This window comes from Achromobacter sp. LC458 (genome assembly GCF_001005835.2).
In the GTDB taxonomy this organism is placed as follows: Bacteria; Pseudomonadota; Gammaproteobacteria; order Burkholderiales; family Burkholderiaceae_B; genus Achromobacter; species Achromobacter spanius_B.
In genome coordinates, this window is sequence record NZ_LBHW02000016.1 from 130343 (window position 1) to 138122 (window position 7780).

General features: G+C 67.2%; 7 protein-coding genes. 1 reads left to right on the forward strand and 6 read right to left on the reverse strand.

Going from position 1 to position 7780, the window contains the following annotated elements; all coding sequences use genetic code 11:
* Window positions 1–15 precede the first annotated feature (15 nt).
* Complete coding sequence (locus YH64_RS15535; RefSeq protein ID WP_046805126.1) at window positions 16–1428, forward strand: PLP-dependent aminotransferase family protein; 1413 nt, start codon at window positions 16–18, stop codon at window positions 1426–1428.
* Window positions 1429–1462: 34 nt separating this feature from the next.
* On the opposite strand, the gene YH64_RS15540 is transcribed toward YH64_RS15535, so the two are convergent.
* The 6 genes from YH64_RS15540 to YH64_RS15565 all read right to left on the reverse strand — a co-directional run bounded on the left by YH64_RS15540 (window position 1463) and on the right by YH64_RS15565 (window position 7628).
* Window positions 1463–2065, reverse strand: coding sequence for a WG repeat-containing protein (locus YH64_RS15540; RefSeq protein WP_052946029.1), 603 nt, complete (start codon window positions 2063–2065; stop codon window positions 1463–1465).
* A 122-nt stretch (window positions 2066–2187) separates the two neighbouring features.
* On the reverse strand, window positions 2188–3165 hold the full coding sequence (locus YH64_RS15545; protein ID WP_046805127.1) for a tripartite tricarboxylate transporter substrate binding protein: 978 nt from the start codon (window positions 3163–3165) through the stop codon (window positions 2188–2190).
* A gap of 89 nt (window positions 3166–3254) precedes the next feature.
* Window positions 3255–4520: a tricarballylate utilization 4Fe-4S protein TcuB gene (gene tcuB, locus YH64_RS15550; RefSeq protein WP_046805128.1), complete on the reverse strand. Its 1266-nt coding sequence runs from the start codon at window positions 4518–4520 to the stop codon at window positions 3255–3257.
* Window positions 4517–5923 (reverse strand): FAD-dependent tricarballylate dehydrogenase TcuA, encoded by a 1407-nt coding sequence (tcuA, locus tag YH64_RS15555; RefSeq protein ID WP_046805129.1) that lies wholly within the window; start codon window positions 5921–5923, stop codon window positions 4517–4519. The genes tcuB and tcuA overlap by 4 nt, the downstream gene beginning before the upstream one ends.
* 77 nt (window positions 5924–6000) lie before the next feature.
* Window positions 6001–6927 carry a LysR family transcriptional regulator gene (locus tag YH64_RS15560; protein ID WP_046805130.1) on the reverse strand — a complete coding sequence of 309 codons (927 nt, stop codon included), beginning with the start codon at window positions 6925–6927 and terminating at the stop codon, window positions 6001–6003.
* 2 nt (window positions 6928–6929) lie between these two features.
* On the reverse strand, window positions 6930–7628 hold the full coding sequence (locus YH64_RS15565; protein ID WP_046805131.1) for a glutathione binding-like protein: 699 nt from the start codon (window positions 7626–7628) through the stop codon (window positions 6930–6932).
* Window positions 7629–7780: the final 152 nt, after the last annotated feature.

The window sequence follows — 7780 nt, forward strand, 5'->3', positions numbered from 1 at the left end:
TGAAACGACACCGCCATGAAGCGCTATGAACGGTTGACCGAAGACATCACCGCCTCCATCAGTTCCGGCTTGCTGCAAGTCGGCGACCGCCTGCCCTCGGTGCGGCAGACCAGCACCAGCCGGGGCGTCAGCCCGTCAACGGTGTTCAAGGCCTATTACCTGCTGGAAGCGCGCGGCCTGATCCGCGCGCGCGATCGGTCCGGCTACTACGTGCTGCGCGCCCCGCACGCCGCGCTACCGGAACCCGACGCCCTGTCCAGCGCCACCGCCGGGCGTCACCCGGTGGACGTCAGCGACAACGTGCTGCAAGTGCTTAACGCCACGCTGCGCCGCGACATGGTGCCGTTTGGCTCGGCCTTTCCCAGCCCGTCGCTGCTGCCCTACGCGCGGCTGGGCAAGTTCATGGCGTCGGCGGCGCAGCGGCTGGATCCGTGGGGTTCCATTGACGACCTCAGCCCGGGCGACGCGGCGCTGCGCCGCGCCATTGCATTGCGCTATCTGGCCGATGGCCTGTCGGTGCCGGTGGACGACATCATCATCACCAACGGCGCGCTGGACGCGCTGAACCTCAGCCTGGCGGCGGTGACCCAGCCGGGCGATGCGGTCATCGTCGAATCCCCCACCTTCTATGCCGCGCTGCAATCGCTGGAGCGCAACCAGCTGCACGCCATCGAAGTGGCCACGCATCCGCGTGAAGGCATCGACCTGCAAGCACTGGAACGCGCCATCGTGCAGCACCGTCCGCGCGCCTGCTGGCTGATGACCACGTTTCAGAACCCGCTGGGCAGCCTGATGCCCGACAGCAAGAAAGAAGCGCTGGTCAAGCTGCTGACGCGCCACGGCGTGGCGCTGATTGAAGACGACGTTTACGGCGAGCTGTACTTTGGCGAACAACGGCCGCGCCCGGCCAAGGCGTTCGACAAGGAGGGCATCGTGATGCATTGCTCGTCGTTCTCGAAGACGCTGGCGCCGGGTTATCGCGTGGGCTGGGTGGCGGGGGGACGCTACACCCGGCAGATCATGCGCAACAAGCTGACCACCAGCCTGGCCACCGCCGCGCCCACCCAGGCCGCCATCGCGGCCTATCTGGAAAAAGGCGGCTACGACCGCCACCTGCGCCAGTTCCGGCAGGCGCTGGCATTGCAGCAGGGCGAACTATTGCAGGCCGTGGCGCGCTACTTTCCCAAAGGCACGCGCGCCACGCGCCCGGCCGGCGGCTACTTCGTTTGGGTAGAGCTGCCCGAGCATATCGACACGCTGAAGGTGCATCGGGCGGCATTGGATCACGGCATCAGCATTGCACCAGGGCCGTTGTTTTCGTCATCGGGCGCGTTCGGAAATTTCATGCGTCTTAACCACGGGCACCCCTGGAGCGTCGACATGGAACAAGGCATGGTGACGTTGGGCAAGCTGATGGCTGGAGGGTAATGCGGCGTGCCGGTTGAGAACGACCGGCAGGCGCTCAGCGCCGCGTGTCGGCGCCCGCGCGCGCGGCTTCCACGTCCTGCATCAAGCTGGCTGCTTCGTGACGCAAAGGCATCACCACCCGGCCTTGGCGGTCGATAGCGCCCCATTGGCCGCCCGCCATGTAGTAGTGCTCGCCCCCGGCGGCAGGCACCTTGCGGCAGCCCTGGCACACCACGGCCAGCCCGCCTTCAAAACGGTCGACCCAATCGTAAGGCGTCGTGATGACGCGATTGAGCTGGGCGTCGTAATACGCCATGCCGCCTGACCACGGCCCGCGCGTCAGCCCGTCTTCAAAGTCGTCGGCGAAATTGTCGTACGTGACCACGGCCACGGACTTGCCGTCGGGCCGTACCCATCGCCATGACCCGTGCGTGTATGCCGGCGACAAGCCGTCCGCGTTGAAATCCATGCGCGCCAGCGCCTGGGCAGCGAAGGTCAGCGTGTCGCCGTCAACGCGCGCGCAATGGTCCTCGGATTCCAGCGAGCCGCCCTCGTGCTTGGCGGCGTACAGGCATTGCAGGGGATAGGACGAAACGGGGTCGGCGGCAGGGGCGGCGGGCGCGGCAGCCAGCAGGGCAAGCAACAGGGTCGTCAACATGGCGGCGATCCTAGCATGCTGGCCGGGGCCCGCAAGCCCCGGTGTACGGCGCGCCGGGACGGCAAGGCTGTGATTCGCGGGTGCGATCGGCGGCCCGGCGGCCGCCATTCGCCCCCTGTGCATCAATTCGCCGTCGCGCCCGAATCCTTCACCGCTTTCGCCCAGGACGCGATCTCGCTCTGGATGAACGTGCCGAACGCGGCGGTGTTCAGGGTGGACGCGGCCGCGCCTTCTTCCATCAGGCGCTGCTTGACCGCGGGCGCGGCCAGCGCACCGCTTAACGCCGCATTCAGCTTGTTGACCACCTCGGGCGGCGTGCCGGCCGGCGCAACCACGCCGTGCCACGACACCGCCTGGAAGCCGGGCAGGCCGGACTCGGCCATCGTCGGCACGTCGGGCATGGCCGGCGAACGCTCGGGCGAGGTCACCGCCAGCGCGCGCAGCGTGCCTGCCTTCACGTGCGGCAACACGCCCGGAATGGTGGTGAACATGAAGTCGATCTGACCGCCGATCAAATCCGTGATGGCCGGGCTGCCGCCCTTGTACGGCACGTGCGTGAATTGCAGCTTGGCCGCGCTCTTGAACATCTCGCCTGCCAGATGGCCAGGCGTGCCGGCGCCCGCCGATCCCATGTTCGTCTTGTCGCCCTGCCCGCGCAGGTAGGCGATCAATTCCTGCACGCTGGCCGCCTTGACGTTGGGCCCGATGACCAGCACGTTGGGCACCGTGGCCAACAGCGTGACGGGTGTGAAGTCCTTCACCGCGTCATACGAAATGCGCGAGTACAACGACGGGTTGATGCCATGCGTGCTGGCGGTAGCCAGCAGCAGCGTGTAGCCGTCCGGCGCGGACGAGGCCACCTGCTTGGCCGCGATGGTGCCGTTGGCGCCGCCCTTGTTGTCGATGACGATGGTCTGGCCCAGCGTCTTGGCCGCTTGCGCCGCAACCGTGCGCGCCAGGATGTCGGACGTGCCCCCGGCGGAATGCGGCACCACCAGCGTGATGGGCTTGGTCGGGAAGGATTGCGCGTGCGCCACCGGCAACGCCGGCAGCAAACAGGCGGCCAGCGCAACGCGCGCCAGCAGTCGGGTTTGGATCATTGAAGTCTCCTCGTTTGTCATCGGATGCGGCGCCCTCGCCGGGGCGCCGTCATGCCCGCGTGGCGCGGGTGGGGTCGGGTCGGGTCAGATCAATCGGAGCCCAGTTGCAGCTTGTTCGGCTGGCGCTTTTCGATAGACCACTTCAGCAGCGCCGCCGAACGGTAGATACCGTGCGCGAACTTGCCGTAGGGCAGCGTCAGGAACAGGGCCATCACCACGCCCAGGTGTATGGCCAACAACAGCGCCATCGCGCCGCCATCGCGCCCGGCAAGCAAGGCCAGCCCCGTGGCGCTGGTCAGGAACAGCAGCACGATGAAGCCGCGATCCATCGGCTTCTGTGCCGCGTCGCCCTGTTGCGGATGGCGCTTGATGTTCAACCACAGCAAACCGGCCGGCCCGATCAGCAAGCCGATGCCCCCGGCCGTGCCCAGCAACACCGGCGCGCTCAGCAACGGATACGGCGCCTGCTGATTCAGCAGATAGTGGTACAGCGTGGCCACGCAGGTGGCGGCAAAACACAGCATGAAGCCGTAAAAGGTGAAGTGATGAAAACGCCGGCGCCACAAGGTGAACGCATCGTCGGCGTTGTTGCAGCCCTTGCCGTGGCCGCCGTCCAGATAGCGCAGGCGCAGCGCGTCGTGCGCGGCCTCGGCCACCGCCGCGCCGGATGCCGCCCCCGGGCTGACGTTGCGCCAGAAGCGCGTGACGCCCACGCCCAGGGCCAACATCGAAAAACCAAACACCACGCCGAACATCAGCGCCAGCGTGTTGTGCGGGAACACGGCGTAGAAATTGCCGGCCATGGGTTCATGAAACAGGCCGCCCGCCATCAACACGGCCAGCACCAGGAACAGCGCCAGACCCGCGGCGGTGGCCAGCGACAAAGCCAGGCCGTTGCGCTTGTACAGCGAGCCCAGCGCGGCCGGCCAGGCGTAATCGGTGTAGGTCTGCACCCGCACCTTGGCCATGGCCTGAGGCACGTTCACCGCGAATTCATGCGGCGGCGCGTACTGGCACGCGTGCAGACAGGCGCCGCAGTTGTGGCACAGGTTGGCCAGGTAGTTCAGGTCGGCCTTGCCGAATTCCAGGCGGCGCGTCATGGCGGGAAACACCGCGCAAAAGCCTTCGCAATAGCGGCAGGCGTTGCAGATCTGCATAACGCGCGCCACCTCGGTTTCGTCTTCGGTCAATGCGTCCGCTTGCGGCTTGGCGTTCTTGCCGCGCCACTGGACGGGGTGTTCGACCATGGCGGCGGGCATCGCGGGTTGCTCGGCCACGGCGGGGCTGCCGGGCGTCGAAGCATGCGGGGTGGAAAACGACTGGGCCTCGCGGGCCAGGGCTTCAAGCTGCTTCATGTCGCGCTCTTTGCAAGGGTCTGGGCGCGCGCGGCGGCGGCGGCCCGGGTGCCGGCAATGCGGCCGAACGCCGTGCCGATGGACATGCCCACGCCGGCCGTATAGCCCTTGCCCAGCACGTTGCCGGCCATCATCTCGCCGGCCACGAACAGGTTGTCGCTGGGCACGTCGTTAAAGCGCACGGCGGCGGTGTCGTCCACCTTCAAGCCCAGATAGGTAAAGGTGATGCCGGGGCGCAGCGCGTAGCCGTAGAACGGCGCGGTGTCGATGGGCCGCGCCCAATGCGTCTTGGCGGGCGCGATGCCTTCTGTGTGGCAGTCGTCCAGCGCGGTGTGGTCAAAGGTACCGACACGGCACGCGGCGTTGTAGTCGCGCAAGGTCTGTGCAAAGGTGGCCGGGTCCAGCCCTAGCTTGTCGGCCAGTTCGGGAAGCGTGTCCGCCTTCACGCCCGGAAACACGGGCGGCATGAAGCGGCCGATGGCCTTGGCGTCGATGATGGAATAGGCGATCTGCCCGGGCTGCATGGCGGTCAGCCGGCCCCAGATGGCATAGCGCTTGGGCCAGAAGTCTTCGCCTTCGTCGTAAAAGCGCACGGCGTCGCGGTTGACCACCACGCCCAGCGACACGCAGTCGATGCGCGTACAGATGCCGCCGTCGTACAGCGGCGCGCGCGCGTCGATTGCCACGCAGTGCGATTGCGAAGGGTCGCCGATGCCGTCCGCCCCCGCGTCCAGCATGAATTTCAGCAGCACGCCCATGTTGAAGCGCGTGCCGCGGATCAGGAAATTGTCGGCCGGCCATTCGCCGCGTTCGTTCTGGCCCCAGGCCTCGCGCAGCCATTCGCGGTTGGACTCGAAGCCACCCGCCGCCAGCACACAGGCGCGCGCCTCGATGCGTTCATCGCCGATGCGGGCGGCCTTGAAACGGCCGTCTTCCAGCTCCAGCGCATCGACCGGCGCGTTGTAGCGGATCTGCACGCCCAGCGCTTCGGCACTGCGGTAATACGCGTTCACCAGCGCTTTGCCGCCGCCCATGAAAAAGGCGTTGGTGCGCGCCACATGCAGCGCGCCCGACAGCGGCGGCTGGAAGTTCACGCCATGGCGGCGCATCCAGTCGCGGCACGTGGACGATTCGCGGATGACCAGGCGCGCCAGATGTTCGTTGGTCTGCCCGCCTGTGACTTTCAGCAGGTCTTGCCAGTATTCCTCTTCGGGATAGGCGTCGATCAACACGTCTTGCGGCGCATCGTGCATGCAGCGCAGATTGCGCGTGTGCTGCGAATTGCCGCCGCGCCATTCGCGCGGCGCGGCTTCCAGCAGCAACACACTGGCGCCGGCCTCGCGCGCCATCAGGGCCGCGCACAGCGCCGCGTTGCCCCCTCCCACCACCAAGACGTCCACCATGCCATCGTCCCCAATTCAATGGGCTGACTGTACTGACGGGGCGGCGTCCGCGATATCAGGCGGGCGTCAACGGGTCTTCACGAATCGTGAAGGGCCACGACGGCCCATTTGCCCTGTTGCGCCAGCGTGCGCGAGACGTCGGCCAGCACCAGGCGCGCGGCCAGCGCGGCGGGCGACAGTTCGTCGTCGGACAGGCTGACCAGCAGATTGGGGCGGAACAAGTGGGCGTCGTCGATGCGGGCCATGTGCAACTGCCCGGGCGCAATACGCGCCGTGGCGGAGCTGGGCTGGATGGTGGCGGCGCTGCCCAGCTGCACCACGTCCATCAACAGCGACAAGCCATCCACCTCGGCCACCACGCGCGGCGTCTGGCCCAGTTGCAGGAAGGCGTTGTTGACCAGCGCGCGCAAGCCATGGCGGCCGCTGGGCAGCACCAGGGGCAGATGCGCAATGTCGGCCAGCCGCGTCGTGTCGCCGCCCGGCACCCCGGGCATGTCGCGACGCGCGCACAGGAACAGCGGCTCGTCCAGCAGCGGCATGATGCTCCAACGGCGCGCGGATTCGGCCTGGAACACGATGGCCAGGTCCAGTAACCGGCCGTTGAGCATGTCGGCCAGGTGGCCCGACAGCGCCTCGACCAGATGCAGCCGGATGTCCGGGTAGCGTTCGTTCATGGCTTGCAGGAACGGCGCGCCCAAAATGGCGGCGGTGGTTGATGACAGGCCCACGCTGACGTGGCCGGCCAGCCGCGCCTGTTGCGCGGCCTGCACGGCGTCATCCGCGTGGCGCAAGGCCAGCTGCGCCTGCCGAAAAAACGCCAACCCGGCATCGGTCGGCACCACGCCGCTGGCGCTGCGCTGCAACAGCCGCGTCGACAGTTCGCCCTCCAACCGGCTGATCTGCTGACTGAGGGCCGACGTGACCATGCCGATGGACATCGCCGCGCGGCCGATGCTGCCGGCCTCGACCACGCGCACGAAGTAACGCAGCTGGCGCAGTTCCATGCCTAGCTCGGAATGGTCAGGCCCCGCACCACGGCCGGGCGCGCGACAAACGTTTCCAGCACGCGGGCCACGTTCGCAAACTGCGGGAAGCCGACCAGCTCGCCCGCTTCGTAGAAGCCGACCAGGTTGCGTACCCACGGGAAGATGGCGATGTCGGCAATGGTGTATTCCTCGCCCATGACCCAGTCGCGGCCTTCCAGGCGCTGGTCCAGCACGCCCAGAAGGCGCTTGGCCTCGGCCACGTAGCGGTCGCGCGGGCGCTTGTCTTCGTAGTCCTTGCCGGCGAATTTATGGAAGAACCCCAACTGGCCGAACATGGGGCCGATGCCGCCCATCTGGAACATCAGCCATTGCAGCGTCTCGTAGCGTTCGGCCGTGTCCGTCGGGATGAACTGGCCGGTCTTGCTGGCCAGGTAGATCAAGATGGCGCCCGACTCGAACAGCGCCAGCGGCTTGCCGCCCGGGCCGTTGGGATCAAGGATGGCCGGGATCTTGTTATTGGGGCTAAGGGACAGGAATTCCGGAGAAAACTGGTCTTGCTTGTCGAAAGCCACCCGGTGGGGCTCGTAGGGCAGGCCGATTTCCTCCAGCAGGATCGACACCTTCACGCCGTTGGGCGTGGGCAGCGAATACAGCTGGATGCGGTCGGGATGCTGGGCAGGCCACTTCTTGGTGATGGCGAACGAGTCTAGGGAGGTCATGCGGGGTTTCTCCAGAGGAGGCGGACATCGGGTTGGGGAATTGCGCCGACAATCCTAGCGCATACGGGCAGAAATCCGCCTGAAAATTACCGGCGGGCGGGGGGGGCGGGGCGGGCGCATCCGCCTGCCGAGGCGGGGCCGCGGGCGGCGCG